General features: G+C 39.4%; 36 protein-coding genes. 32 read left to right on the top strand and 4 right to left on the bottom strand.

Going from position 1 to position 25,858, the window contains the following annotated elements; genetic code table 11:
- Positions 1-63 precede the first annotated feature (63 nt).
- On the top strand, positions 64-1,362 hold the full coding sequence (gene eno / locus QUE72_RS13575) for a phosphopyruvate hydratase (protein WP_074496041.1): 1,299 nt from the start codon (positions 64-66) through the stop codon (positions 1,360-1,362).
- A gap of 147 nt (positions 1,363-1,509) precedes the next feature.
- Here eno and QUE72_RS13570 read toward each other — a convergent pair whose 3' ends face one another.
- Positions 1,510-2,397 (bottom strand): mechanosensitive ion channel family protein, encoded by an 888-nt coding sequence (locus QUE72_RS13570; RefSeq protein WP_286269556.1) that lies wholly within the window; start codon positions 2,395-2,397, stop codon positions 1,510-1,512.
- A 184-nt stretch (positions 2,398-2,581) separates the two neighbouring features.
- On the opposite strand from QUE72_RS13570, the gene QUE72_RS13565 reads away from it, so the two are divergent.
- From QUE72_RS13565 to rpoS, 10 genes are all read left to right on the top strand, one after another.
- Positions 2,582-3,199, top strand: a complete 618-nt coding sequence (locus QUE72_RS13565; protein ID WP_286269555.1) for a hypothetical protein — start codon at positions 2,582-2,584, stop codon at positions 3,197-3,199.
- Positions 3,200-3,274: 75 nt separating this feature from the next.
- A complete protein-coding gene (gene ftsB, locus QUE72_RS13560) occupies positions 3,275-3,562 on the top strand; it encodes a cell division protein FtsB (protein ID WP_074496035.1) in 288 nt (95 codons plus the stop codon).
- Positions 3,563-3,570: 8 nt separating this feature from the next.
- A complete protein-coding gene (gene ispD, locus QUE72_RS13555) occupies positions 3,571-4,290 on the top strand; it encodes a 2-C-methyl-D-erythritol 4-phosphate cytidylyltransferase (protein ID WP_286269553.1) in 720 nt (239 codons plus the stop codon).
- Positions 4,281-4,760, top strand: a complete 480-nt coding sequence (ispF, locus tag QUE72_RS13550) for a 2-C-methyl-D-erythritol 2,4-cyclodiphosphate synthase (protein ID WP_074496030.1) — start codon at positions 4,281-4,283, stop codon at positions 4,758-4,760. The genes ispD and ispF overlap by 10 nt, the downstream gene beginning before the upstream one ends.
- Entirely contained in the window at positions 4,750-5,793 is a 1,044-nt protein-coding gene (gene truD / locus QUE72_RS13545) for a tRNA pseudouridine(13) synthase TruD (RefSeq protein ID WP_286269552.1), read from the top strand. Before ispF ends, truD begins: the two co-directional genes overlap by 11 nt.
- Positions 5,794-5,804: 11 nt before the next feature.
- Entirely contained in the window at positions 5,805-6,563 is a 759-nt protein-coding gene (surE, locus tag QUE72_RS13540) for a 5'/3'-nucleotidase SurE (protein WP_074496028.1), read from the top strand.
- Positions 6,564-6,567: 4 nt separating this feature from the next.
- Entirely contained in the window at positions 6,568-7,230 is a 663-nt protein-coding gene (locus QUE72_RS13535) for a protein-L-isoaspartate(D-aspartate) O-methyltransferase (protein WP_074496026.1), read from the top strand.
- A complete protein-coding gene (locus QUE72_RS13530) occupies positions 7,227-7,805 on the top strand; it encodes a YqaA family protein (protein ID WP_074496024.1) in 579 nt (192 codons plus the stop codon). The genes QUE72_RS13535 and QUE72_RS13530 overlap by 4 nt, the downstream gene beginning before the upstream one ends.
- 30 nt (positions 7,806-7,835) lie before the next feature.
- Positions 7,836-8,657 (top strand): peptidoglycan DD-metalloendopeptidase family protein, encoded by an 822-nt coding sequence (locus QUE72_RS13525; protein ID WP_286269547.1) that lies wholly within the window; start codon positions 7,836-7,838, stop codon positions 8,655-8,657.
- A gap of 77 nt (positions 8,658-8,734) precedes the next feature.
- A complete protein-coding gene (rpoS, locus tag QUE72_RS13520) occupies positions 8,735-9,667 on the top strand; it encodes an RNA polymerase sigma factor RpoS (protein WP_175573061.1) in 933 nt (310 codons plus the stop codon).
- 205 nt (positions 9,668-9,872) lie between these two features.
- Here rpoS and mutS read toward each other — a convergent pair whose 3' ends face one another.
- Positions 9,873-12,437 (bottom strand): DNA mismatch repair protein MutS, encoded by a 2,565-nt coding sequence (gene mutS, locus QUE72_RS13515; RefSeq protein WP_286269545.1) that lies wholly within the window; start codon positions 12,435-12,437, stop codon positions 9,873-9,875.
- A 234-nt stretch (positions 12,438-12,671) separates the two neighbouring features.
- Here mutS and QUE72_RS13510 point away from each other — a divergent pair, with 234 nt between their 5' ends.
- Complete coding sequence (locus tag QUE72_RS13510; RefSeq protein ID WP_074496017.1) at positions 12,672-13,382, top strand: PEP-CTERM sorting domain-containing protein; 711 nt, start codon at positions 12,672-12,674, stop codon at positions 13,380-13,382.
- Between the two features lie 339 nt (positions 13,383-13,721).
- Here QUE72_RS13510 and QUE72_RS13505 read toward each other — a convergent pair whose 3' ends face one another.
- Complete coding sequence (locus QUE72_RS13505) at positions 13,722-13,940, bottom strand: helix-turn-helix domain-containing protein (protein ID WP_286269544.1); 219 nt, start codon at positions 13,938-13,940, stop codon at positions 13,722-13,724.
- A gap of 465 nt (positions 13,941-14,405) precedes the next feature.
- On the opposite strand from QUE72_RS13505, the gene QUE72_RS13500 reads away from it, so the two are divergent.
- The 19 genes from QUE72_RS13500 (at position 14,406) to QUE72_RS13410 (ending at position 23,322) form a co-directional block, all read left to right on the top strand.
- The gene (locus tag QUE72_RS13500) at positions 14,406-14,645 is read left to right on the top strand and encodes a hypothetical protein (RefSeq protein ID WP_286269542.1); all 240 of its coding nucleotides are present in this window, start codon (positions 14,406-14,408) and stop codon (positions 14,643-14,645) included.
- 917 nt (positions 14,646-15,562) lie between these two features.
- Entirely contained in the window at positions 15,563-15,790 is a 228-nt protein-coding gene (locus QUE72_RS13495; protein WP_286269540.1) for a hypothetical protein, read from the top strand.
- Positions 15,791-15,824: 34 nt separating this feature from the next.
- Positions 15,825-16,046, top strand: coding sequence for a hypothetical protein (locus QUE72_RS13490; RefSeq protein WP_286269538.1), 222 nt, complete (start codon positions 15,825-15,827; stop codon positions 16,044-16,046).
- Between the two features lie 46 nt (positions 16,047-16,092).
- Entirely contained in the window at positions 16,093-16,272 is a 180-nt protein-coding gene (locus QUE72_RS13485; RefSeq protein WP_286269537.1) for a hypothetical protein, read from the top strand.
- A complete protein-coding gene (locus QUE72_RS13480; protein ID WP_286269536.1) occupies positions 16,262-16,642 on the top strand; it encodes a hypothetical protein in 381 nt (126 codons plus the stop codon). The genes QUE72_RS13485 and QUE72_RS13480 overlap by 11 nt, the downstream gene beginning before the upstream one ends.
- Entirely contained in the window at positions 16,635-17,141 is a 507-nt protein-coding gene (locus tag QUE72_RS13475) for a hypothetical protein (protein ID WP_286269535.1), read from the top strand. Before QUE72_RS13480 ends, QUE72_RS13475 begins: the two co-directional genes overlap by 8 nt.
- The gene (locus tag QUE72_RS13470) at positions 17,134-17,787 is read left to right on the top strand and encodes a P-loop NTPase family protein (RefSeq protein WP_286269534.1); all 654 of its coding nucleotides are present in this window, start codon (positions 17,134-17,136) and stop codon (positions 17,785-17,787) included. The genes QUE72_RS13475 and QUE72_RS13470 overlap by 8 nt, the downstream gene beginning before the upstream one ends.
- Positions 17,788-18,212: 425 nt before the next feature.
- Complete coding sequence (locus QUE72_RS13465) at positions 18,213-19,025, top strand: major capsid protein P2 (protein WP_286269533.1); 813 nt, start codon at positions 18,213-18,215, stop codon at positions 19,023-19,025.
- A 14-nt stretch (positions 19,026-19,039) separates the two neighbouring features.
- A complete protein-coding gene (locus tag QUE72_RS13460; RefSeq protein WP_286269532.1) occupies positions 19,040-19,327 on the top strand; it encodes a hypothetical protein in 288 nt (95 codons plus the stop codon).
- Between the two features lie 100 nt (positions 19,328-19,427).
- Positions 19,428-19,631: a hypothetical protein gene (locus QUE72_RS13455; RefSeq protein ID WP_286269530.1), complete on the top strand. Its 204-nt coding sequence runs from the start codon at positions 19,428-19,430 to the stop codon at positions 19,629-19,631.
- Entirely contained in the window at positions 19,619-19,972 is a 354-nt protein-coding gene (locus QUE72_RS13450; protein WP_286269528.1) for a hypothetical protein, read from the top strand. Before QUE72_RS13455 ends, QUE72_RS13450 begins: the two co-directional genes overlap by 13 nt.
- Before the next feature lie 4 nt (positions 19,973-19,976).
- Positions 19,977-20,810, top strand: coding sequence for a hypothetical protein (locus QUE72_RS13445; RefSeq protein ID WP_286269527.1), 834 nt, complete (start codon positions 19,977-19,979; stop codon positions 20,808-20,810).
- On the top strand, positions 20,807-21,355 hold the full coding sequence (locus QUE72_RS13440; protein WP_286269525.1) for a hypothetical protein: 549 nt from the start codon (positions 20,807-20,809) through the stop codon (positions 21,353-21,355). Before QUE72_RS13445 ends, QUE72_RS13440 begins: the two co-directional genes overlap by 4 nt.
- The gene (locus tag QUE72_RS13435; protein WP_286269523.1) at positions 21,356-21,607 is read left to right on the top strand and encodes a hypothetical protein; all 252 of its coding nucleotides are present in this window, start codon (positions 21,356-21,358) and stop codon (positions 21,605-21,607) included.
- Complete coding sequence (locus tag QUE72_RS13430) at positions 21,600-21,989, top strand: hypothetical protein (RefSeq protein WP_286269522.1); 390 nt, start codon at positions 21,600-21,602, stop codon at positions 21,987-21,989. Before QUE72_RS13435 ends, QUE72_RS13430 begins: the two co-directional genes overlap by 8 nt.
- 34 nt (positions 21,990-22,023) lie before the next feature.
- Positions 22,024-22,437, top strand: coding sequence for a virion protein (locus QUE72_RS13425; protein WP_286269521.1), 414 nt, complete (start codon positions 22,024-22,026; stop codon positions 22,435-22,437).
- A complete protein-coding gene (locus tag QUE72_RS13420; RefSeq protein WP_286269520.1) occupies positions 22,437-22,721 on the top strand; it encodes a hypothetical protein in 285 nt (94 codons plus the stop codon). Before QUE72_RS13425 ends, QUE72_RS13420 begins: the two co-directional genes overlap by 1 nt.
- A gap of 53 nt (positions 22,722-22,774) precedes the next feature.
- Complete coding sequence (locus QUE72_RS13415; protein WP_286269519.1) at positions 22,775-23,119, top strand: DUF1353 domain-containing protein; 345 nt, start codon at positions 22,775-22,777, stop codon at positions 23,117-23,119.
- A complete protein-coding gene (locus QUE72_RS13410) occupies positions 23,113-23,322 on the top strand; it encodes a hypothetical protein (protein ID WP_286269518.1) in 210 nt (69 codons plus the stop codon). Before QUE72_RS13415 ends, QUE72_RS13410 begins: the two co-directional genes overlap by 7 nt.
- Positions 23,323-23,651: 329 nt before the next feature.
- Here the strand turns inward: QUE72_RS13410 and QUE72_RS13405 are convergent, their stop codons facing one another.
- On the bottom strand, positions 23,652-24,539 hold the full coding sequence (locus QUE72_RS13405) for a tyrosine-type recombinase/integrase (RefSeq protein ID WP_286269517.1): 888 nt from the start codon (positions 24,537-24,539) through the stop codon (positions 23,652-23,654).
- A gap of 201 nt (positions 24,540-24,740) precedes the next feature.
- Between QUE72_RS13405 and recA the strand changes: the two genes are divergently transcribed.
- Positions 24,741-25,769, top strand: coding sequence for a recombinase RecA (gene recA, locus QUE72_RS13400; protein ID WP_074496015.1), 1,029 nt, complete (start codon positions 24,741-24,743; stop codon positions 25,767-25,769).
- The last annotated feature ends 89 nt before the right edge of the window (positions 25,770-25,858 follow it).

Raw genomic sequence — 25,858 nt, 5'->3', positions numbered from 1 at the left:
AGTACATTATTTATAATTAGCTTGTTCATAGGCTGTCATGAACAATGAGTCAGAGGAAAAACAATGTCAAATATCAGTAAAGTGATTGCACGCGAAATAATGGATTCACGTGGTAACCCTACCGTAGAAGCAGATGTGTTTTTAGCATCAGGTGCTTGGGGACGCGCTGCAGCGCCTTCTGGAGCGTCTACAGGTTCACGTGAAGCACTTGAGTTGCGTGATGGTGACAAATCACGTTACTTGGGTAAAGGAGTATTGAAAGCGGTTGCAGCAGTCAATGAGAGTATTGCTCCTGCACTGATTGGTAAAAGTGCATTGGCGCAAGCTGAAATAGATCAAACGATGATCGATTTAGACGGCACTGAAAATAAAGAAAAATTTGGGGCGAATGCTATTTTAGCCGTATCGCTTGCTAATGCAAAAGCAGCAGCAATGGAAAAGAAAGTACAATTGTTTGAACATATTGCAGACTTAAACGGTACATCTGGTCAATATTCATTACCTTTACCTATGATGAATATTTTAAATGGTGGTGAGCATGCAGATAATAACGTTGATATTCAAGAGTTTATGATACAGCCAGTTGCTGCTAAAAGCTTTACAGAAGCACTTCGAGTTGGCGCTGAAATATTTCATGCATTAAAAAAAGTGTTATCTGCTAAGGGCATGAGCACAGCCGTTGGTGATGAAGGCGGTTTTGCACCTAATTTAGAGTCTAATGCTGATGCATTAGCTGTTATAAAAGAAGCAACTGAAGCGGCAGGCTATGAACTAGGTAAAGATGTTACGCTAGCGATGGACTGTGCAGCATCAGAATTTTATGACGCTGATAAAGGCATTTATGATCTTAAAGGTGAAGGCAAACAATTTTCTGCTAATGAATTCTCTGATTTCTTAGCAACACTGTGTGAACAATATCCTATTGTATCTATTGAAGACGGTTTAGACGAATCAGACTGGGACGGCTTTGCTTACCAAACCAAATTACTTGGTGATAAAGTACAAATCGTTGGTGATGACTTATTCGTTACCAATACTAAAATATTAGCCCGTGGTATTGAGCAAGGCATTGGTAATTCAATTTTGATCAAGTTTAACCAAATAGGTTCGTTAACGGAAACTTTAGCGGCTATTAAAATGGCAAAAGACGCTGGTTTTACTGCTGTTATTTCACATCGTAGTGGTGAAACTGAAGATGCAACCATTGCTGATTTAGCAGTTGGTACTGCAGCCGGTCAAATTAAAACAGGTTCGTTATGTCGTTCCGACCGTGTGTCTAAGTACAACCAACTATTACGAATTGAAGAGTATTTAGGTGATAAAGCAATATTTAACGGTTTATCTGAAGTAAAAGGTCAGTAATCTTTTGCTATGTAACCTGAGCTCAGGTTATGTACCCTTAGGCTGAATGATAGAAAAAGCCATAGGTTTAAAGGTTTATTAAAAACCACGTTATTGATTGCTCAGTAACGTGGTTTTTTTTGGTCTATTAAAAGCATCTGTTCAACTTTATTTTTGGATAAGATGAACGTCGCGTTGTGGAAAGGGAATTTCTATATTCGCTTCTTGTAGCGCTAAATAAATGGCTTTATACGCTTTGAACTTGTTTTCATATAAATACTCTGTTGGTGTCCAAATACGTAAAGCAATATCAATTGAGCTATCGCCAAATGCTTCAATACCTATTTGAGTCGCTTTAGTACCACCTGAAATATCTAAATTTTCGATGACATTTTCTAATAAAGTGATAGTGGATATTGGATCCTCTTTATAGGCAATCCCAACAGTAAGATCCAATAAAGAATCATCTTTAGAATTGTGTAATATCTCGCCAACGATATGCTTATTAGGAATGGTAATCTTTACGTTATCTTTATCGGCAATAATGGTATAAGCAAGTAATACTTCTTTAACCACACCTGTTACCCCTTGCACCGTAATTGTGTCGCCGACAACAAATGGTCGAATTAAAATAATATTAAACCCAGCCGCATAGTTTGACAGTAAGCCTTGAAGTGCTAAACCTGCACCCAATGAAATGGCACCGATAGCAGCAATGAATGGCGTAACACTAATGCCAAGTTTTGCTAAAGCCACGATGGCAATCATAATGACAATCAGCATCTTTGCTGTGTTTGATAAAAATTGACTAAGCGTGATGTCTAATTGGTGTTTTTGACATAACTTTAATACAGCATTAGCAATTTTCCCCGCTAATATATAGCCAATAATAAAAATGATAACAGCGCCAATTAATTGAAAGGTGTAAGTGGTAAAAAACTCAACGGTTACTTGGTAAGCTTGGGTTATTAAGTCAATTTCGTTTTGCAGTAATTGGCTTGGATCTAGCCCATTCCCCGTTGCTGCTGAATTATTACTGGGTTCTTGAAAAAGCATGATTATTCCCTTGTATTTCAAAAGATAAAGCAAAGTAATTTTAAAGCTAGTGTAAACGAGATTTTAAAGTGAAGCGATTAAAAACAGATACAGACATTCGCTAAAGTAGCAATTTATCTTTCACTAACAATCAAGTATGCTTAAAGTGTGAACAAAATAGGGTGTAGAGTAATAATTTTAGCTTATGACTGAGCAAGTATCTTTATGGCAAGATGAATCACAGTCAGCAGACTTTGCTGAGCTTTGCTGTGCCTTATATGAGCGAGAAATTACTTCGCTATCTAGAATGCAGTTAGACTCAGCAAGCGCGATTCAAGGACGCTTAAAAAGCCTCTCTTATTATGTAAAGCGTACTGCATCGAGTATGCTACAAACGAAAACACCGCTTACGTTAGATATTCAAAATGCCAGTTGGTCTGCAAAACAATCTATCCACCCCCCTCTTGCAGGGCAAGAGACTGATGAAGTTAATCAATGGTATTTATCTGCGCCCTTAACGCATGGTTTAGTGGTTCCTGTGGCTGATAAGTCTCGTATAATGCTTGATTCAATTGATCGTATCGATATGGAAAACCAAAGGTTTCGAACCAATACCTTTGGTTGGTTTACACTTGATGGACCACAGTCTCAACCGATAAAATTATTAAAACCCAATAAAAAAGTGATGACAGCTGCCTGTACAGGGCATACTTGGTTAAATGATCAAAAGACAATACCAACAATGCCAACATTAAGAGAATTGTTACTGTCATGTGCAATAAATTGGCGTAATTTCAAGCAAACCCTAACAATTAAGCCTTGAATTCGTGCTTGCATGTTTACAGCAGGTTAATCGCATTTATAATAATGCTATCTTTTTAAAGGTTGTTTTCAATTGATGCGTTTTATCTCAGGCATTTTGCTTATATTTTTAATTATGCTGCAATATCGACTTTGGCTCGGTAAAAACAGTGTGCCTGATTACCTTGCTCTAGAAGATGAAATTGCCAGACAACAAGCTGATAATGATAAATTAAGAAAGCGTAATAAACTGCTTTATGCTGATACCGATGATTTAAAGTCGGGTGTTGAAGCCATAGAAGAACGTGCACGAAACGAACTAGGCATGATAAAGCAAGATGAAACGTTTTTTCGCATTATTACTAACAAACCCAATAAAGGCTAGCAGTTAGAATGCCTAAAATTCCTAAAATTGTTGCTGTGATTCCTGCAGCTGGTGTTGGTAAGCGCATGCAAACTAATTGTCCTAAGCAGTATTTATCGATAGCTAATAAGACCATTTTACAACATACCGTAGACAAGCTTGCTAGCCATCCTAGTATCATATCAATTGTTATCTCGGTGAGTAAGTCCGATCAATACTTTGCTTCAACACGATTAGCAGAACACCCAAAAGTAAGAGTTGCTAATGGTGGCAAAGAGCGAGTTGATTCTGTACTGAATGGGCTATGTGCCATTGAAGATCAAACCGTTGACTGGGTTATTGTACATGACGCTGCTAGACCTTGTATCACACATCAAGACATTGATCTGCTGATTGAACAATGTCTTTTACAGCAAACGGGTGGGCTATTAGCAATACCTGTTAGAGACACGATGAAAAGAAGCTATGTTGAAGACAAAACCGCTTTCGTTAAAAAAACGGTAGCACGCGAACATTTATGGCATGCATTAACGCCGCAAATGTATCCTGCAAAGTTATTAAAAAATGCCATTGAACAAGCGCTCATCGACGGTGAAACCGTCACAGACGAAGCATCAGCGATTGAACTGGCCGGCGAATCGAGTTTATTAGTACAAGGAAGAGCGGATAATATTAAAATTACTCAACCGGATGACCTAGCAATGGCAGAATTTATTTTATTAAAACAACAGGACTACTCATGCGAATAGGACATGGCTTTGATGTACACAAATTTGGTGGTAAAGGGCCTATTGTGATGGCTGGGGTGAAAATTCCTTATCATCAGGGCTTTCTTGCTCATTCTGATGGAGATGTTGCTATACATGCCCTTTGTGATGCGATATTAGGTGCGTTGTGCTTAGCTGATATTGGTAACCACTTTCCAGACACTGACAATCAATATGAAAACATTGATAGCAGAATTTTATTACGTCACGTAGTAGGCTTAATGAATGAGCATGGCTTTAAATTAGGTAATGCAGATATCACAATTGTAGCGCAAGCACCGAAAATGGCGCCTCACTTAACCGATATGCGCGAAATTCTATCCATTGATATGAACTGTGCTATCAATCAAGTTAATGTCAAGGCAACCACGACCGAGAAACTTGGTTTTGTTGGAGAAGAACATGGTATTGCTGTTCATGCTGTCGTGTTATTGGTGTCTAATGAGCAATAATTTGATGAGCCAATGGCGATACCTTTTTGGCAAACCAGAAATAACAGGTGATTTACGTACACAGCGTGAAGACTTTAAAGTTTTCGAAACATTACCTTTTTTACCCTCAGGTGAAGGCGAGCATTTACTTATTCATCTTAGAAAAACAGGGCTCAATACCACGTTTGTTGCCAAACAGCTTGCGAGCTTCTTTAACGTTAAGGAAAGCTTAGTCACTTATGCTGGATTAAAAGATCGATTTGCAGTGACTGAGCAATGGTTTGGTGTACACCTACCTGGTAAAGCAATAGACAACCTTGATGAATTGGTGATTAATGGCGTAGAGATATTATCGTTTCAGCGTCATAATAAAAAGCTACGTATAGGGGCACTGAGTGGTAATCATTTTGAAATAACGTTGAGAAATATCAGCGATATTGTTAAGTTGCAGCAGCGTTGGCAGGCGATAAATCATTTTGGTGTGCCAAATTATTTTGGTGAGCAACGCTTTGGCATTGACGGTGAAAACGTCAATAAAGCGCGTGAACTGTTCTCTGGAAAGAAAGTGAAAAATAAAAAAATGCGGGGGATATATTTATCAGCTGCACGTTCATTTATTTTTAATCACCTTGTTTCATCGCGTATAGAACATGAGCAGTTCGATCACCTACAAGTTGGTGATGCGTTAATGTTGTCGGGCACACAATCAGTGTTTAAGGTTGATGAAGTTACCCCCGATCTTAAGCAACGTTTAGCTCAAGGTGATGTTGACCTAACTGCGGCAATGTGGGGAAAGGGTGAATTATTTAGTGTTGCAACAATAGCAGCACAGGAACAAAAAATAGCGGCGTTACATGAAGATTTATGCCATGGCTTAATAAAGCATGGCTTAAAACAAGAGCGTCGACGAATCAGGTTAATGCCACGTGATTGCCATATTCAAGTGGACACTGAGAAAAAACACGCAGTACTTACTTTTTCGCTTGATGCAGGATGCTTTGCTACTTCAGTATTACGTGAACTTTTGTGTTACCAAGATTTAACCGTTAGATAGAGTAGTAAATAATGAGAATATTATTAAGCAATGATGACGGTGTTAATGCTCAAGGCATTAAGGCGTTATATCAAGAGTTAAAAAAGATTGCAGAAGTCACTGTTGTTGCTCCTGATCGCAACTGTAGTGGTGCGAGTAACTCACTTACCTTAATTAATCCGTTAAGAGCGCAAAAACTGGATAATGGTTTTTATTCTGTTAACGGTACACCTACCGATTCAGTGCATTTAGGGATCAGTCAACTGATGGACCCTGCACCTGATTTAGTTGTAGCCGGCATTAATCATGGGGCTAACTTAGGTGATGATACGCTTTATTCTGGTACGGTTGCAGCAGCCACCGAAGGGCGGCATATGGGTATGCCAGCTGTAGCAGTATCACTAGCAGGCAAAGACGAAAAACATTTTGAGACAGCCGCTGTTGTTGCCGCAAAGTTTATACAGCGGTTGAGACAACATCCACTACCTGCTGATCAAATTATTAATTTAAATGTACCAGATGTCCCGTTAACAGAAGTTAAAGGTATTAAAGTCACACGTTTAGGTCATCGTCACAAAGCTGAAACTATGAAAGTGAGTAAAGACCCTTGGCAACGCGACATTTATTGGTACGGAGCATTAGGTGCAGAACTTGATGCCGGAGAAGGTACAGATTTTAATGCGGTCAGTAAAGGATTTGCATCGGTAACACCGTTAACAGTTGATATGACAGCTTATAAAAGTATGTCAATTATGACTGAATGGATTAATGAATTTCAATTAAGAGAATAATAAAATGAATGTCAGAGTAAGACATCGAGTGGGTGGAAAATCCACGCGTAGTGGTGAGTTGCTGGCGCAGAAGTTACAATCCGAGGGGATAAAAAATCCACAAGTGCTACAAGCAATTGCTCGTAGCCCTAGACATATATTTATACCAGAAATATTAGCACATAAAGCATATGACAATACCGCGCTGCCGATAGGCCAAGGGCAAACTATTTCTCAACCATATATTGTCGCAAAAATGTCAGAACTACTTCTAGCTGACGGCACTCCTGACAGTATCTTAGAAATAGGCACAGGATCAGGTTACCAAACATCAATTTTAGCGCAATTAACGCCACATGTTTATTCTGTTGAGCGTATTAAGTCTTTGCAATTTCAAGCGAAAAGAAAATTACAGTCTATCGATTTTCACAACATTTCCATGAAGCATGGAGATGGTTGGAAGGGTTGGAAAAGCAAAGCACCCTTTCAAGCTATCATTGTTACAGCTGCGCCAACAGAAGTACCGCAAGCATTATTAGAGCAACTAGCAGATGGCGGACGTTTAGTTATACCTGTGGGTGAACAAACACAAATACTAAAAATTATAAAGCGACAAGGTAATGAATTTAATGAACAACATGTGGAAGCCGTTCGTTTCGTTCCATTAGTACCAGGAGCGGTACAATGAAAATATTTACCGCGCTCTATGATTGGACAATAAAATGGGCTAAGCACAAATTTGCGCCAGTCATTCTCGCCGTACTAACGTTTGCAGAATCTGTATTTTTTCCTATACCGCCAGATGTGCTATTAGCGCCAATGGTTGTTGCAAAAAGGCGTAAAGCTTGGTTTTATGCTTCTTTAACAACTGTGGCGTCTGTGATGGGCGGCGTTGCGGGTTATGCGCTTGGCTATTTTATGTTTGAGCCGTGGATTCAACCTTTAATCATTGAGTGGGGTAAGCAAGAAACGTTTGATCAAGCGGTATTTTGGTTTAAAGAGTGGGGGGTATGGGTAGTATTCATTGCCGGTTTTTCTCCTGTTCCATACAAAGTTTTTACCGTGAGTGCTGGTTTTTTACAAATGGCATTTTTGCCGTTTTTATTCGTTTCAGCGATTGGCAGAGGTTTGCGTTTCTTTTTAGTTGCAGGCCTTATATATGCTGGCGGTGAGCAAGTAGAACAAAAACTCAGGAAATGGGTTGATATTCTTGGCTGGCTGTTGGTAGCCTTAATTGCTATCGCCTATTTCGCGCTTCGTTAATAACGTTTAGTTCACTTTAAAGAGGGATTTGTGCTTAATCGAATTGTTGTTTGCTTACTGTTAATGACCTTATTTGCTTGTTCATCAAGACAAACACCGGCACCCGTAATAGAAGCGAAAGCTAAAGTACCATTAAGTAAACAAGTGCGGAATAGCCTATCAGGCACTGAATATATCGTTAAGAAAGGAGAAACGTTATATTCTATTTCTTGGCGTGCTGGTTTAGATGTTAGAACACTCGCTTCATACAATGATATTTCTCCTCCGTTTAAAATATTTCCTGGACAAAAAATATTTTTAGCTAAAAAATCCGTGAAGGCGAGTAAAAATAAACCTTCAAGTAAAACGACACAGAAACAACAGCAGAAAGTTGTAAAAAAACCTGTTGCATCAAATAAAAAGCAGGCGTATGGTAAAAATGTAAGAGGGCAAAAAACATACAAAAAGCCATCTGACAATCAAGGAACATTTTCGCAAAAAATAAGAACGTGGAAATGGCCCGCAAGTGGAAAGCTCATCAATAAGTTTTCTACGAGAAAACAAGGTAATAAAGGAATAGACATCGCAGGTAATCGTAATGATTCTGTGAAGGCAGCAGCTGATGGCAAGGTAGTATATGCCGGTGATGTGTTGCGAGGATATGGCCAGTTGGTTATCGTCAAACATAATGATGACTACTTAAGCGCTTATGCTCACAACAATCAAATATTGGTCAAGGAGCAGCAAACTGTTAAAGCAGGTCAAGTTATTGCGAAAATGGGTGATAGTGGCGCGGAAAGAGTCATGCTTCATTTTGAAGTTCGCTTCCGTGGTAAGCCAGTAAATCCATTAAAGTATTTGCCGAGAAGATAAAAACTAAAATAATAATTTGGAGATGACGTGAGTATTTTATAAGTAATTCAGCTTTGCGAATGATGGGAGATTATAGCATGAGCAAAAAAAAAGAATTAAAAAGTGAAACTGTCGAAAACGCTGTTAATGCAGCAGAACAGGAAGTATTAGACAAAGTACAGGATGATGTACCTTCAAATTTAGATGCCACACAGTTGTATCTTGGTGAAATTGGCTTTTCACCCTTGTTAACTGCTGAGGAAGAAGTTTATTTTTCTCGTTTAGCCCTTAAAGGTGACGAGCCCTCAAGAAAACGTATGATTGAAAGTAATCTGCGTCTTGTCGTAAAAATTGCACGTCGTTATAACAATCGTGGCTTACCACTATTAGATCTCATTGAAGAAGGGAATTTAGGCTTAATTCGTGCTGTTGAAAAGTTTGATCCTGAACGCGGCTTTAGATTTTCAACCTATGCAACGTGGTGGATACGTCAAACAATTGAACGAGCGATCATGAATCAAACGCGTACTATTCGCTTACCTATTCATGTAGTCAAAGAACTTAATATCTATTTAAGAACTGCCCGTGAGTTGGTGCAAAAGCTCGATCACGAACCAACCGCAGAAGATATTGCTCATGCTTTAGATGTACCGGTTGCCGATGTATCGAAAATGCTCCGTTTGAATGAGCGTATTGCCTCAGTAGATACCCCATTTGGCGCTGAGTCAGACAAAGTATTGTTAGATGTTATACCCGATGAAAAATCAAATGGTCCGGAAAACAACTTACAAACAGATGATATTAAAAATAATATTGTGCATTGGCTGAATGAGTTAAATTCAAAACAACGAGAAGTACTCGCACGTCGTTTTGGATTATTAGGCTACGAAGCTGCAACCTTAGAAGATGTTGGTGTTGAAATTGGATTAACTCGCGAACGAGTACGTCAAATTCAAGTTGAAGCATTAAAACGTTTACGCGATATTTTAAGCGGCCAAGACTTATCAATTGAAGCTTTGTTTCAAGCGTAATAAGGATTAAGCCAAATTAGATAAACCAGCCAATTGGCTGGTTTTTTTTGCTTGTTAATAAACGTTGCACTTTGGGTTCGAACAAAATTTAATCTCGAAAGATCAACAGGCCCTAGGTGATTACTTTTAAAAAGGCGATGTATTAAAAATATACTCATGTTTGATCGCTTACATTTTTAATGTACCTGACCCTTTTAATCTACTTTTAATCTAATTTTTGCTTTAAATCATACAATAAATCTAAAGCCTGCTTTGGTGTTAAGTTATCTATATCTGTGTTTTCTAAGGTGTTCACAACAGGGTGCTCAATATCAACGAGTGGTAACTGTTCGTAAGGGGCTTTTAAGTCAATGTTAACACTTGGCTGTTGTGTCTCTAACTCTTTAAGTTTTTGCTTTGCACGTTGGATCACGCTATGTGGCACACCAGCAAGTTGAGCAACTTGTAAACCAAAACTTTTGCTTGCTGCACCTTCTTGAACGGCATGCATAAAAATAATGTTGTCATCGTGCTCTTTAGCGTCTAAATGTACATTGGCTAAGGTTGGAACTTGTTCGGCGAGTAAGGTTAGTTCAAAATAATGACTGGCAAATAATGTATAAGCTTTAGTGCGTAAAGCAAGCATTTCTGCACACGCCCAGGCGAGTGAAAGACCATCGTAAGTACTAGTACCTCTACCAATTTCATCGAGTAATACCAAACTATTTTGGCTTGCATTATGCAGAATATTGGCCGTTTCCGTCATTTCAACCATAAAGGTAGAACGACCACTTGCTAAATCATCAGAAGCACCAATTCGGGTAAAAATACGATCAACTAAGCTGATTTTAGCGGCATCTGCCGGTACAAAACAACCCACATGAGCAAGTAAAACGATTAATGCAGTTTGGCGCATATAAGTTGATTTACCGCCCATGTTAGGGCCGGTAATTATCAGCATTTTACGGCTGTCTGACAGTGCTACAGGGTTTGCAATGAAAGGATCTGCTGTCATTTGTTCGACTACGGGATGACGGCCATTATCAATATGTATGCCTGAGCCATCATGTAATATTGGTTGTGAGTATTGTAACGTTTCTGCTCGTTCAGCAAAGTTAGCGATTACATCCAAAGTCGCTAAGGAGTCAGCAAGAGACTGTAAAGAATCGATGTTTGGCAGTATGAGATCAAATAGCGCTTCATATAATTTTTTTTCTAAGGCTAAAAACTTACTTTGCGCACTTAATACTTTTTCTTCATGAGATTTCAATTCTTCGGTGATAAAGCGCTCGTTATTTTTTAATGTTTGTCTACGAATATACTCCGGCGGAACTTCATTCGAGCTTGCGCGGCTAATTTCAATATAAAAGCCATGTACTTTATTGTAACCAACTTTTAATGATTGAATGCCAGTTTTCTCTTTCTCTCTTTGCTCTAGCTGGGCTAAAAACTCACTCGCCCCTTGGCTAAGATCCCTTAAGGTATCTAGCTCTTGATTGTAGCCAGGCGCGATTACCCCACCATCTCTTATTAACACAGGCGGGTTCTCAACGATAGCCGTGGTTAATAAATCGCTGAGGTGACTTATTGGTTGCGTATTTTTAGCAACTGTTGTGAGTAGTTCACTTTTGGTATTAGCTGTAAATGGTTGTAGCATTGGCAATATATGTAATGCATTTTTGAGCCTTGCAAAGTCACGAGGTCTAGCTGTTCTTAATGCAATTCGGGCAACAATTCGCTCAACATCGCCCATTTTTTTTAATAAATCTTGAATGTCTACATATGATTCATGCTCAATTAATGTTGAAGTAGCATGCTGCCTCGCTTGTAACGTAGGCAAATCGCGCAACGGAAAATGCAACCAACGCTTTAGTAATCTAGAACCCATTGGGGTGGTTGTGCCATCTAATACTGAAGATAAAGTATTTTCTTGTCCACCTTGTAAATTCTGGGTTAATTCTAAATTTCGGCGTGTGGCTGCATCTAAAATAACACCTTGTTGTGCCGATTCTGCTTTGATAGCACGTATATGCGGCAAAGCAGTTCGCTGAGTGTCTTTCACATACTGTAACAAACAACCTGCGGCTGCTATGCCTAATGGAAACGCTTCTACTCCGAAGCCTTTTAATTCTTTAGTGTTAAATTGCTTGTTCAATAATGCCACGGATGTTTGATGGTCAAATTCCCAGTCAGGGCGTCTTCTTATTCCTTTAAAGCTTCGGATCAAAGCTTCATGCTCGAAAGACTCCGGATATAACAGCTCTGCAGGCGATAATCGTTGTAATTCAGCTTGCAGTTGCTCGTTAGATTGGGGTTCACAGATGACAAAACGCCCGCTGGTCATATCTAAGTATGCTAGGCCAAAGTGTTCTTTATGTTGAAAAATACAAACGAGTAAATTGTCTTGGCGATCAGACAATAAAGCTTCATCGCTAATAGTTCCAGGTGTCACAATGCGAACAACTTTTCTTTCTACAGGGCCTTTACTGGTTGCGGGATCACCTACTTGTTCACATATAGCGACAGATTCACCAAGTTTAACGAGTTTAGCTAAATAATTTTCTACGGCATGGTAGGGCACACCGGCCATTGGAATTGCATTGCCGCCAGCTTTACCACGAGCTGTTAAGGATATATCAAGTAAATCTGCGGCTTTTTTCGCATCATCAAAAAATAATTCGTAAAAATCCCCCATACGATAAAAAACCAAAATGTTCGGAAATTCAGCTTTTATTGTCAGATACTGACGCATCATGGGTGTGTGTGAATCAAGGCTTGGGTTTGTGGTCATTAATTAACTTATCAATATGTTCTTATGTTGTAGATTGTAATTTTAACTAAGGGGTGTATTCAACCTTAAATAGAGTAACTTTGGAAAAGTGTCTAAATATTTTACACTTATGTAATGTTTTTGTTATTTAAAATTCTTAAGTTATTGTTTTTATGGGTTATATACATGCTGGCATTTAATTTGCTTTTTGTTTGTAATAACAAAATGTTTTTAATTAACTTAATGGAATAAAAAATGATTAATAAAGCAATCAAAACTCTTTCTCTTTCTTTATGCCTAGTAGCTGGTGCATCTCAAGCGACAATACTAGATTATTATGACACGATCACAAATGGTCAAAATCAATTCACAACAACTGTGACGAATGCAGGCAGCGCGGTAAGTTCAGTTAATTTAAGTGGATTAAGTGGCGGAAACTCTTGGGATTTGGGTGATTTTACGATTTCAACCACTGATGGATCATATGAAAGTGTTTATGGTGCAAATGTTGATAACTCTACAGGTGAAATGATTGGTATTGACCCGCGAGATAACAATGATAATGGTGCAGGTTCTGGTTTAACCTTTACGTTTGACAGCGCAGTGAATGCATTAGGCTTTGAAGTAGGCGATTGGGCAACATGCTGTTTTACTTCTGAGTTATTTATCAGCTTTGATGGCGGTACAGCAATTAAAGTAGCAAGTGCTACAAATGTTAACGATAACCCTGCAACGGCTGCAGGCGGTAATGCTGGTGATGCATTCTTCGTTGGTGCTATTGATGATTCGTCTCAATTTACTACGGTTACTTTTTTTGGTAATGGCTTTGGTGAGTTTTTAACTGCAGGTGGCACCATCATGTATTCAGCACTTGATGTTGGCTCAGTTACTGTACCAGAACCTTCTACAATTGCTATTTTAGGTTTAGCAATGATGGGGTTATCTTTTTCAAGAAGAAAAGCATAATCTAACAGAAAATACATAAATGAAAAACGCTACTCGCTTTGAGTAGCGTTTTTTTTTGTTTGTTAGCTAAACCTTAAAGCGAATAAAATTTTCAATATAAACAAGATACTACTGTTTAATTCAGCAAAAAAACTACTTTATAATAAAAAAAAACTTGATACTGTACGGTCATACACGTGTCACCCCAAAGCGCTAAAATACTGGCTGTATCAGGGTTTCTATACTGTATAAGAATTCACGCCTAAAAAATCCAACAAAAACACGAAAATTAAATTATTAACAACTTTCTATAGGTACTAAAAAACCGCTAAAAAGCGGCTTTTTACTGAGTCTAAAATGTTATGCAACAATAGATTTGTACTCTCTAAATGCCTTTGCCACTAATGGGTTATGCACCTTTTCAGCATAAGCGGCTGTATATACTTCTATTGGATCAAGTCCGCTAATCTCTATCATTTTTTCTAACACATCATCGTTTGGAATGGCATGTCCATTTCTGTATTTACTAAATGAAATACGTGTAATTCCAAGTTTTTGTGATGTCTTATTGTCTGACATTCCATCACAGACCTTATCTAGTAAGTCTTGCAGAGTCATGTTACCACCTGATTGTTGTTTGCTAACTAAAAGTTTAGCCCTATGTAAACCCTAAAGCAACACGAAAAGCCTGCCTTTACAGGTGTGAAGCTATCATTTAATATCTCTTCTGCTTTCGCAGCACAAGTGGTTTTACTGATTGTTGTTTGCGTATCAATCGTTAAGTCAGTTCATAACTGCGAAAGCCATTTTAAATCTAACTAGCTCTTGTTGGCGGGGTGGAGGTGCAACGAAGCCCTGCCGTTTTTTTGCAAGAGGGATAATGACAAGAGAATAATTAACCGTGACTGAACAAAGACTTACAATTGTAAATAATCGCGATAAATATCGCGCTCGATTACTTACCCAAGCCAAGCTTAATCCCGCTAATGTTCCCTTGTTAAAGAAATTAATTTTATCGAAGCTTTTCGCTTCAAGGGGGCTGTAATGAATATCGAAGTAAATGGTATGAAGTATCTTCAACATGGTGAATTCTACTTATCATCAATAGGCGCTTATTTAACTTTAGTGTTTGTAAAAGATTTAAGTACGGGCATGACTAAAGAATACGCAGGTTTTTTAGATGCGTATGCGACCGATGAAGATGTTGAGCAAATTATGCGTACAGGCTTCAAGCCATACGGTTTAAGAGATTGGTTAAAAGTCAACTTACCAACTAACGATTAAAACAAAGCCTCTGTCCTTTGACGGGGGCTTTCTTTTGCTCGTTAAACAAGGTTTTTTAGCTAATCAGTATGCGATTGGATCATAGAGTTTTGTGGTTGTATACATGCTTTAAAACAGGAGTCTGAGCGACTCAAGCTAGTTATCACGGGAGTGTTACCAAAAGCTAGCGATGTAAGAAGCGGCAAACGTGCGGGAGTGAAGCCCCGCTATGTGACAAGTGCAACGGGTAGACCAACGGCAGCACGTTAAAAAGGCGAGGTAGTTACGTAGTACGTTTGCTTTGGCAGGGCGTTTGGTAATGGGCGTGCGAAAGCACTTCGAGAGCCTGCCAATGTGCGTTGGAGAGCAGCTAAAAGCGTATTGATACCAGTATGTTTTTAACTGCTTTGTTCCACGTATAGCAGACCATGGCAATTTAAGTGTTATCAGCCGAATTTGTTCGGTATTTTTAATACTGATTTGCTAGGGGCTTGCTGTACTTGGAGCGAAGCGGAAAGTACAGCAAGGACAGGTAAATAGCTTTCAACGGTATAGCGTTGGCCTTCACATCAAGGTTGAGAGTTGGAGCGCTAGCGACCACATTTAAGCGCGCGCCCTGTAAGGGCGTGTAAGAGGCGTTAAGCCAAGTAACCTATTTCAATAAAATCAACAATAAAACAGTAGAGAGGTTGCGTTGCGGCTAGCAGAGTGTATTTTACGAAGTGCTTTCGTTGCCCGTTCACCATTATTGAAACGAAGTAAAATTTTCGCCCAAAAATTTAACGATAAAATTGCATGATGATTAAGTGAATAAGTATGCGCTTTATGTGAATAAAGCTTGTATATTTATTCATGACTAGGTATATTGTTTTCGACCGCTCACGCTGTGAAGCGCTAGCAACAACTTAAACCATATTTTATTGTCGGGAGACAAAGAAATGTTTAAATACCTACTCAATAAATGGCTTATGCCAACCACTGAGCAAACGCTCAACACTTTCCAAAGCAAAATAGAACAACTCAACGAGCGTATCGATTTTTGTGTTGATGAAATCAACGCGGCCGATTTGGTTATTGATAATCTACACGACAAAAAACGAAAGGCTGCACTGGAGATAGCAACGGCCGAGAACGCAGTCGAGCAACTTCGCAAAATTACGGGTTAATCTTTTTATAATATAACTGTCGGGAGACATTAAAGTGAATGAAAACCAACCTAAGAAAAAACCTAAATTAAACAACTATGTTGTACTAATTTCCTCAGTCAATACCGAGAGAACGCGCGAATGTGAAGAAAAATTTATTGTTTTAGATCGCAAATCGTCAACGGCTGCCATTCATCACGTTATCAGTCGTATTCCGAAAGGCTTTCACATATACAGCATACGCGCTGAATTGTGTAGTGACACCATTGTAAAATAATTAGCGCCCGTTTTACGGGCTTTTTCACTGTCGGGAGACATCGAAAATGCAAATATCAAAAGAGGCTAAAGATAGCCTATTATTTCTCGTTTCTGAATTACACGCAGAAACAAAAATCGCTAAGTCAGCAAGCATCATGAACGCTAGAAAGCACGTTGAACGGGTAGCAGATTTGCAAAACCGTTTTAATGCAACTTTAGCTAAGGCGCTTTGTTATGGCGAATAATAATATCGGACATATTAAATGCCCGTTATCGGGTCACTTATCGGTTGTTCGTGCTGATAAGCGCGGCAAGCTCTATTACTTCTCGCAGTTTGGCAAAATCACGCCTAATTTACCGCAAGGTCAACAATGGTTACGTGAAAAAGCGGTGTTATGGCCTGATGCAACACAACCCGAAAACATTCGACTTGAAACGTTATACGCGGGTGCGCCTCCAGTCGTAACCATCACGCAACAAAGCGAACCTGAAAAACCGTTAACGGAAAAAGGCGAACAAAAGCGACCTGAAAAAGCGTTAACGGGTGAAAGCGTAACGCCTAAACGCAAAAAATCGGCACTTTCTTGGCTGCTGGAGGACGATGACGATGAATGATGAACAAGAAATCGAGCAGGAAGAACAGCAACCCGTAATTGATGATGATTTAGCGCAGATAAGCGAACTCGATGCGATTTTAGCCGAGGCTGAAAGCGTTGACGGTGGGGTAATTGGTGAAACGGGCGAAATTGTCGAACATGTTGAATCTGAGCATATCGAAACGGCCGAATTGTTATACCCGATCATATCAGCGGGTTTTGATATTTTTGCTAGCAAATGGAATGTGCCAGAAAAGCACAAAAAAGCGTTAGCGGAAGCTTACGGCGATTTACTTGATAAATACTTCCCTGATGCGGGTAGCGTGTTCGGTGTTGAATTAACCGCGCTAACGGTAACGGGAATGGTCGTTGCTCCTCATATCATCGCTGAACCTGAAAAAGAGGTGAACAAGCCACCTAAACAACCAGAGAAGCCACCAGAGAAAGCCGAAGGGATAAAACCCGTTGTTGATTATCGGCCAACGTATCAAGAACAGGAGGGCTTCAAACTTGACTAAACGCATAGATACAACGCGCAAAGCCTGCATTGAATTGTTTTGTGGTTCTTCTGGCTCTGGTAAGTCGTACAAAGTGAAATCAAAGATTATAAAAGCTAAGCGCTTGGTGATATTCGATCCAGATGATGAATACGGTGAACTTGCCAATATCATTACGGTAACGAATGCACAGGCACTTTTAACCAAGTTAAAGCAAAACCCTAAAGGCGGTTTACGAATTCGTTATGTTGCCAACGGTGAAGCCGCTTTTAACGTATGGTCAAAAGCTGTTTTTGCTTGGGGTAATTGTGTTGCAGTAGCCGAAGAAATTGCGGGGGTGACTTCACCGGGTAAAGCGCCGCAAGGTTGGCACACGTTAGTGAGTCGCGGCCGTAAACGTGGCATTACCTTATACGCAGTAACACAGCGGCCAAGTGAATCAGATAAAACCATATTGGGTAATTTATCTAGTATTTGGGTCGGTCGAATGTCACGCGCAAAAGATCGCAAATATATGGCGGCTGAACTCGATGTTCACGTTAACGATTTAACCGAGTTAAAAGCGCTTGATTACTTAGAACGCGACATGCTTTCTAATGTGGTTATGCGTGGAAACTCTAAAGAAAACTGGCAAAAGCCATTAGATGAATATAAGGCGGCAGCATAATGGAAGAACTTTTTATTTTTAGCATGTCAATGTTTCTACTGACAGTATCAGTATTGCTTGGCGCAATAGCATGGAAAGTGATTTTTGATTGATATAGATACACTGGTAATTTTAATCGGTGGTGGCTTGGGTTTTATTTGTTACTTAGCCATTTTTTACTTTTGTTATAGGCTTTTAACAGAATAAAAACCGTTAACGGAAAAAGGCGCTTTAAGGCGCTTTTTTTTCGCCTAAAAATTGATTTAAAGGCATTTTGAATACTGCAATTTCGCAATATTTAAAGTAACTGTCGGGAGACATTAACAATGCCTAAATCAGCATTTAAAACAATTTTACTAGTTGCAGCGGGTTCGCTATTAGCAACTATGGCTCGTTCAAAGGTAACGGCTGTTCGTCGTATCACTGGCTAATCGGAGGTACGATAAATGGCTCGTAAATTTACGAAACTACCTAGTCTTGCAAATGTGCAAGCGGGTTCAACTGCTACGCTAATTATTCCGCGTGGCGTAACGTATGATTCTATTCATTTAGAATATGCGGGTGTCACTCTGGCACAAATCAAAAACATTGAAGTGTTAATCAATGGTAAGCCAATTCAAACGTATACCGATGGTGTTCGCTTACAAGCAATGAATAAGCACTATAAGCGTAATATCAAAGCGGGTGTTTTAACGTTCCACTTTGTACGCCCTGAGATGGAAAACATTGCATTACGTCGAATGACTGCAATCGGAACGGCTGACGTTCAAACATTTGAAATCAAATTCGATATTGATGCGGCAGCAGCTGCACCTGTTATTGATGCGTATGCGGTTAAATCAAATCAATTGCCGCTAGGCATGATCACAAAAGTGAAACGCTTTCCTGCTAGCTCGGCAACGTCTGGCATTAAAGAGATAGATAATATCCCTAAAGAAGGGCGTATTGCTGCAATTCACTTGTTTAAGCCTGATATTTCTAAAGTAGAAGTTGAAGTTGATGACGTGAAAGTCTATGAACTGGCTAAAACGCTAGGCGCAGGCATTCAAGTTGACCATGGCCGCAACCCTGATGCAGCCGCACACACTTCTGTTGATTTTCATTTAGAAGGTGATCCCGCTCAAGCATTAGCAATGACATGGCTTGATTCAAGCGGCAATACACAGCGCGTTCAAGATTTTCGTTTACGTCCGTTTTTAGATACTGCGGGTGCATTCGATATTGTGGTTGAGTATTTAACCGAGTTTAACGGTATTTAATAAGGGGGTGATGTATGAATCCACCTAATTCAGGCGGTTATATAGACTCCTTTTTTAGCTTGGCTGACTCGTATTTAAAAATGCGAGATTCGCAATATCAAGCTGATGTGACTGGTGCGGGGCAAGCTCAACTTAATAATACGGTTGAGCAACCGCAAGGCAACGGCCAAGTGCCGTTAACGTCTGAACAGTTAAGCCAAGCAACCAATAATACTACAAGTGGTTTTGGTGGTTTATCCACAAATCAGCTTGTTATTGGTGCGGCTGCATTAGCTGCGGTTTTCTTAATCGCTAAAAAATAGGGGTGGCAAGTGAACAAAAAAACATTTGCTTTTACTGTCGCGGCTTCGGTCGCGGCGGGTCTTTTACTCGATTATTTACGTAATCGTAAGGCGAACAAAGATGGGTAATATGCTCAGCGGTTTCATGGGTGGCGGCGGCGGGGGTATGTCGGCGAGTTCATCGGCAACGGCCACTAATGGCGACTTTGGTAGTGATTCTAGTTATAACGTCGGAAATATGACGTTTGGCGCTAAAGATAATAACAATCAAATGATTATGATTGCAGGCTTGGCAGTTGTGGCGGTGTTACTTTGGAAAAGGTAACACCTGTTTCAACAGAACAAGCGCTAAAACTATGCTCTAAGTCTGTTCGATACGATGTTGAAGCAATTCGCAAATCATTAGAAGCCAAAAAAGCAGAGGCTTTTTTAATTGGTGATTGTTGCTTTATTACTCGCTTCGAACACTACGAAAATGAAAAAGAATTAATTGTCATGTGTGCCGAGGGTAAAGGACTTGTAAAGGCGGGCAGAACATTAAAAAAATTAGCAAAACAACATAATTGTACAAGTGCAAGAATGCACACGCACAGAAAAGGAATGGAGCGATTAGCAGCCGAATTTGGCTGGGTGCAGTTAGAAGTTGTTTATACAATGAGTATTTAAAATTATGAGTGGATCTAAATCTCGATCAAGCCAAACAAGCAGAAGCGATAACACCTCTGTTTCTATTGGTATTGGTGGGGACAATAACGGCTTTTTAGTGAACGGGAGTGGTAATCATTTCACAAGCGTTGATCATGGTGCAGTTGAGGGGGCTATCGGCATAGTTAATGACGCTTTAGTTACTAACGAATCTATTTCATTAGGTGCAATTAATGGTGTTTTAACGGCTAATGATGGGGCTAATGCCTTATCTGAACTGGCTATCATGGAAGCAGGGGAAAACGCCGATACGTTTATGTCACTCGCGGGTGATGTGGTCGAGTCTAACGCAAATTTAGCGAACAACTTCGGTGATAACTTAGCGTATTTGACAGACTCAACGTTATCTAACAATAACGCGTTAACTGAAAAGGTTCTCGATAATAACAATTATTTAATTGAGGGCTTTGGTGCAGCTTTGGAACGTTCATCGGAACGCGAAAGCCAGAACATGCAATTTGCAATTAATAACAATACAGCGTTGGCGAGTCAGTTCGCGAGTGATTTGAAAGATACTACAGATTTTTTCGGCAGTAATATAGCTGATTTAACAAGTCAATCATTGTCACAAAATGCACAGCTTACAAGTGAATACGGCAGTAATTTAGCTGATTTAACAAGCCAAACACAAACCGCGTTAACAGATATGGCCGTATTACAAGAGGCGGGGCTAGATAATGCGCTTCAAATAGCGGGTTCTTTAGGTACTGAAGATAATTCAGAGGCAAGCACTAACATGGTTAAATACGTAATGATGGGTGTGGGCGCGTTAGCGGTCGCCATGGTGATTAAAAAATGAAGAAATTAGTATTAAAAGCGGGTGTTCCCGCTGATATTGGCTTAACAGGTCGTTTTTTCCGTATTTTTTCAGCACAAGCGCTAGTTAATATTGATTTTTATAGCTCGTATGATAACGGCGAATGGAGTTTATCAACGCCATTATTAGCGGGTATAGGCTTAAATTTTTCTAGTCGTCCAGCGCCTTATACAAAATTTACAATTGTCAGTGATGTTGACCAAACAATTGAGTACTTTGCGGGGTTAGATATTGCTGACGATGATCGCTTAAGCGGTGCTTCAACAGTTACGGTTAATTCAACGGGTAGCAGTTCGCAAACACTACCGATTCAAACGTTAAACGATACGGTGAACGGCTCGCAAGTATTAAGTTTTTCAGAAAACAGAAAAACAGCGTTGATACAACTATCTGGTGATTGTTATGTGAGTTCAGTTGATGACGGCATTCTTGTTACTGGTGCAATGGAATGGGAAAACAGAGGCGCGTTAACGTTAATACCTGTTAATGCGGGCACTGAGGTTAGAATTTTAGAGGAGTTTAGCTAAATGAAACTTCTTAATACTAGCCCTGTAAAATCAATTCAGCGTGGAACTGCAAGTTTAAGTTCTGCTTTGGATATAACAATCGCAAAAGTAAACAGAGAAAAAGCTTTTATTAATCTTATGTCTAGTGGTTGGTCACAAAGTGCCAATTCATTGAGTAGAGGTGAGTTAACAACGGATACTAATTTGCGTTTAAGGCATGATGCAACGACAAGAACGGCAAATGTTTCTTGGGAGGTGATTGAGTATGTTTAATTACGTAAAAATTGTTAATGGCGTTGTTGTTAGCAAGCAAAGCTCAACTAATCCAGTTATAGATGAATCGTTAACACTCGTTAATCAAGATTTTATTGTTGGTTCGCTTTATCCCAGCGGAGATATGCCAGAAGCAAAAATTCGCATCATCTCGATAGGTTCGTTTCGTCGTCGTATGACGTTAGCGGAAAAATCAGCGGTTAAGACAAGTAATGATCCAGTTGTGCAAGTGCTTAATGAAGATTTACTAGCAAGTTCATTTGTTGATCTCGATTTTCAGCAAACAATAGACGGGCTTAATTATCTTAAAAGTGTTGGCATTTTAACAGCTGCGCGAGTTGATGAACTGTTAGCAGACGGCTCACCAGATGAACAAGTTTAGTTTACTTTTATTAGCCGTTGGAGGGCTTTTATATATGAATAATTCACGCATGCCGCGAGGCATCCGTAACAATAACGCGGGTAATATTCGCGCCACGGGTAACTGGCAAGAATGGCAAGGCGCTATCGGTAAAGATGAAGCAGGCTTTATTATTTTTGATACTGCCGAGAATGGCTTGCGAGCAATGGCGCGTATTCTGCGTAACTATCGTGATTTATATCAACTCAATACCATTGAGCAAATTATAAATAGATGGGCTCCACCTATTGAGAATAATACACAAAGTTACGTTAACCATGCAGCTCAAATAGTTGGTGTTAACCCTAATGAACCCTTAGAAACTGGCGAATACCCTGCATTAATGGCAGCAATAACGCGCCATGAAAACGGCATGCAGCCATACGGCAGCGATCAGCTTATCGAAGGTTTTGAAAGGGGGTTTGCATAATGCAAGTAACGAAACTATTAGACTCAAAAGTCGGCATGGTGTTGGCAGTCGCGGCCGTTGGTGGTGTTGTTCTTTACTACGGTGAAAAGAAAGCACGTGCAGCAGCTGCGGCTGTCGGTGATGCAGTTAACCCGATAAACGATGATAACGTGTTTGCTTCTGGTGTTGATGCTGTTGGAGCAAAAGTAACGGGTAATAGCAACTTCAAGCTTGGCGGTTGGATATATGAACAAATTCATGGTTCAAGCTTAGACCAAATCAACAACGCGCAAACAGGGGGCTAACATGTGGTTATTAACTCGTTTAATAAGCCCGCTTAAAACATGGCGTTATATCTATGTTTAGTGGTCAACCGTTAACGCGTTGGCTACCTGAACGAAAAGTTCAACTATTAGAAGATTTTACCTTTATTGATAAACAAGGCGTTATTTGGGTAGCGCCTAAAGGCTCTATTGTTGACGGTTCAAGTATTCCGCGTTGGTTGTGGTTTTTTATTGGTTCGCCTTTTGTGGGAAAACATCGTTATGCGTCAATCGTGCATGATGTTTATTGCGTGACACGTTCACGGCCACACAAAGACGTACACAAAATGTATTACGAAGCATGCCGCGCTAATGGCGTTAATCGCATAAAAGCAAAAGTCATGTATTGGGGTATAAAATTTAGGGGGCCTAAATGGTAAAATTTCTTTTAACGGTGTTCATGGCCATGTTAATGATCGGCTGTTCATCTAACTATCAGGTAGGTGATATTTCACGTGCCTATTGTCAAAGTGAAAACTTAGAATTTCGCGCTATGGTAAAAGCAACGCTAACTAGCCAAGGAATAAAAGTTGGTGTTGATTATTGTACTATTCACGGTTTTGTTGATGTAGTGAGGCAGTAATGGAGATATTAACAATAGCTGAATCAATGGGCGTAAACGCTCAGTTCGTCGCGTTAATCTATTTCGCTTGGAAGTATGACAAACGACTTACTAAGATAGAAACTAAGTTATTTTAAAAAGAGCCGCTAAAAATAAGCGGCTTTTTTGTGTCTTATCCACAATTTAAAGTTAGGTACCACAATAAAATGTGAATAAATCGTTTGCCAGGATAACCGATTATTCACAAAAGTAGGGCGACCGGTACCAGTAAAATGTGGATAAATACAACGCTACGTAAAATCTGAAAGGTAAGCGGCTATGATTAGCGGCAAAATTTACACAGCGTTACGTTAAAAAGGCAATAATTTTATAGCATGTGCCTTTATCTTTTCGCCCCTGCGATCATATTGTCTAGTCGTTGTTTCGTTGCTATGTCCAAGTAGCAGCTGCACAGCGAAAACATCAGCTTTATTGTCTAAAAGATAAGTAGCGAAAGTTCTACGTAAATCATGTGCAGTGAATGGCTCACACTCTACATTACGAACAATGCGTTTATAGCACCGATGAACAACTTGAATACTAATTCTTTGTGATGTGTTTATGTTGGTAAATACGGCACCAGAACCAATACCAGCCACTTTTAGCCAACGTTTAACAGCTTGTTTAACAAATGATGTTAAAGGTACTAAGCGTTGCTTGTCGCCTTTGCCATTCACTAAAATATTATCTTTGGTAATATGTTTAACGTCTAGCAAGGTTATCTCTTTTCTTCGTAACCCTGCACCAACGCCAAGGGCGAACATAGCAAAATCTCGTATATCTAATAATTCATCAGCTAAAAAATAGTAATGCTTAATATCTTGAATTTCATTAATTTCCAGTGTTCTGCCTGCGGGTAAGCGGTGTCCTTTTACCTTTTTTGTGAGTTTGATCTTTGTGTATTCTTCTAGCGAGATAAAGCCTAATTGCCAAGCATGTAATGCAATTGATTTAATGATCGCAATAGATGTGTTAAGTGAATTTGGGCTTATCCCTTGTGATTTTTTATGTTGTATGAAGCGTAAGAGATCAATGTATGTAAAGCTTTTCCAATCGCATTTTTGAAAATCTGTTGTTTTAAAAATTACTCTACAAAATTCACGAATTCTAAAAAAATATGAATCATAGCTACTTTTTGAAATGGTTAAAAAATATGCGTCTACTGGGTTTGTAATGGTCTTACTGCTTAAAACTTCCACAATTGCCTTTCCTTTGAAAAAAATATTAACTTTTTTGAAAAAAATTTTCGTTGTGGATTGTAAGCGTTTAACCTTTTATTTCTTTTCAAATGGTCAAAACAACAAGTTTTTAAGATAAATGTAAAAAAAAACTTGATACTGTACGGTCATACAGTATACTTTGCGCATTACAAAGATTTATCCGAAACATTGGAGCAAGAAATGGACGATAACAAAGAAAAAGCACTCTCTGCTGCGTTAAGTCAAATTGAACGTCAATTTGGTAAAGGTTCAATCATGAAATTAGGTGAGAATCGTAGCATGGATGTTGAAACCATTTCTACAGGTTCTTTAGGGTTAGATATTGCACTGGGTGCAGGCGGCTTACCAATGGGACGAGTTGTTGAAATATACGGCCCAGAATCAAGTGGTAAAACAACCTTAACACTAGAAGTGATTGCCGAAGCGCAGCGTAATGGAAAAGTATGTGCTTTCGTTGATGCGGAACATGCACTTGATCCTATTTACGCAGAAAAACTTGGTGTGAATATTAATGAATTACTCGTTTCACAACCTGACACAGGTGAACAAGCATTAGAGATTTGCGACATGTTAACGCGCTCAGGCGCCGTTGACGTGATTGTAGTTGACTCGGTTGCAGCGCTAACACCAAAAGCTGAGATTGAAGGTGACATGGGAGACTCTCACATGGGTCTTCAAGCACGTATGCTTTCTCAAGCAATGCGTAAATTAACCGGTAACCTTAAACAATCTAATACCATGATGATCTTCATCAACCAAATTCGTATGAAAATTGGTGTTATGTTTGGTAACCCAGAAACAACAACAGGTGGTAATGCACTTAAATTTTACGCCTCAGTACGTTTAGACATTCGTCGCATTGGTGCGGTAAAAAATGGCGATGAAATTGTGGGTAATGAAACGCGCGTTAAGGTAGTAAAAAACAAAGTAGCACCGCCATTCAAGCAAGTTGAGTTTCAAATTTTGTATGGTGAAGGTATCAACAGTTTAGGTGAATTGCTTGATTTAGGGGTTCAAAATAAGATGGTTGAAAAAGCAGGTGCTTGGTATAGCTACAACGGCGATCGTATTGGTCAAGGTAAAGCAAAAGCAGTTGAGTATATGCGTCAAAACCCTGAAGTATCAAAAGAGCTAGATACTCGTTTACGTGAGATGTTTTTAAATAAGAAAACTGAAAGCTCAGAACAAGAAGAAGCGGTAGCCGAGTAAGCTACATCAAGAGCGTGTAAGTTTAAACACGGCAGACTTGTTTATTTTTTATCCTTATACTTTAGAATATAATAAAAACCCAGTAACAT

Source organism: Thalassotalea hakodatensis, from assembly GCF_030295995.1.
Taxonomy (GTDB): Bacteria; Pseudomonadota; Gammaproteobacteria; order Enterobacterales; family Alteromonadaceae; genus Thalassotalea_C; species Thalassotalea_C hakodatensis.
This window is presented reverse-complemented; position numbering and strand designations above follow the sequence as displayed.